The following is a 1,450-nucleotide window of genomic DNA, read 5'->3' as shown; positions in this document are numbered from 1 at the left end:
GAAGGAATCTGAATGATCGTGTCAAGCCGCTGCGGTAGCGGGTTGTGGCGCGGTCGGGGTGAACTTCCGGCCGTCGCGCAGCAGCGCCCAGAGCACGTCGACCAGGCGGCGGGCCAGGGCGAGCAGCGCCTGGGTGTGGATGAGCCGTTCGCCGCGTTTCTTGTCGTAGAAGGCGCGGGAGGGGCCGCTGACCTTGAGGCTGGACAGGGCCGCCATGTAGAACACGCGCCGCAGCCTGCGGTTATAGCGTTTCGGGCGACGCAGGTTGCCGGTGACCCGGCCGGAGTCCTGCGGCACCGGGACCAGCCCGGCGTAGGAGGCCAGGCGGCCGGAGCTGGCGAAGGCGGCGAGGTCGCCGCCGGTGGTCACCAGGAACTCCGTGCCCAGGATGGGCCCGAGACCGGGCAGCGACTCGATGATCTCCGCCTGCGGGTGCGCCCGGAACCTGCTGGTGATCAGCTTGTCGGTGTCCTTGATCCGCCGGTCCAGGTCGAGCAGCCGCCGGGCCAGGTCAGCGATCAGCGTGGCGGTGGTCGCCTCGCCGGGCAGCCGCAGCGTCTGAGCCCCGGCGGCGGCCAGCGCGTCGGCGACCATGCCCGCAACACCCTTGGCCCAGGCGCCGTGCTCACGCAGATAATTGTCCAGACCGGACTGTCCCGCGTCACGAATCGCCTGCGGTGTCTGGAAACCGGTGACCAATACCAGGGCGCTGCGGGTGGAATAGTCAAACGCGCGTTCCAGCGCGGGGAAGATCCCGGTCAGCATGTCCCGCAACCGGTTGACCCCGCGCACCCAGTCGGCCATCAGGTCCTCACGGTGCGCGGTCAGCCGGGTCAGCTCGATCACCAGCTCGTCGGTGGCCGTGACCGGTGTGAGGTCGGTGCGCATGCGGGCGGTCTCGGCGATCACCCGCGCGTCCTTGGCGTCGGACTTCGCCTCACCACGGAACACCCCGCTCATGCGGTTCACGACCCGGCCGGGCACGTAGACCACCTGCTGGCCCGCGGCGATCAGCACCGCGACCAGCAGCGCCGCCGCATTACTGGTCAGATCGATCGCCCACCGCACCTCAGTGGCCGCCTGGCCGGCGCGGGCGACGAGCTGCTCGATGGCGGCCTGGTCGTTGGCGAACTTCTGCGAGAACACCACCTTTCCCGCGGAGTCCATCACGCACGCGTGGTGCGTGGCTTTGCCGACATCGACACCGACCCAGACCAGCGGTCGACCCATCGTTCCCCTTCTCCAGTTGTCTCAACTCAATCCCGTGGACAGCCCCGCCAGCAGGTCCCTAAACAGCGACGGTCCGCACCAGATCTGAATCAGCGGCCAGGGCGTCCAGAACGACGGGGCGGCCATTCCTTCGGAGCCACCTCACGGCAACAAGTCATCAGCCACACCCCATCGCACTGGGCATCCGGAGCACTAACCCCGAACAACATCAACCTTAGGG

1 protein-coding gene is annotated in these 1,450 nt (G+C 68.4%); it reads right to left on the bottom strand.

Annotated elements, in window-relative coordinates:
- Positions 1 to 21: 21 nt before the first annotated feature.
- Positions 22 to 1,230 carry an IS110 family transposase gene (locus ABZ345_RS47435; protein ID WP_359862363.1) on the bottom strand — a complete coding sequence of 403 codons (1,209 nt, stop codon included), beginning with the start codon at positions 1,228 to 1,230 and terminating at the stop codon, positions 22 to 24.
- Positions 1,231 to 1,450 lie beyond the last annotated feature (220 nt).

Origin of the sequence: Lentzea sp. NPDC005914 (assembly GCF_040629405.1) — a bacterium.
GTDB lineage: Bacteria > Actinomycetota > Actinomycetes > Mycobacteriales > Pseudonocardiaceae > Lentzea.
Note: the sequence above shows the minus strand (reverse complement) of the source record. Positions and strands in the feature narration are given on the sequence as shown.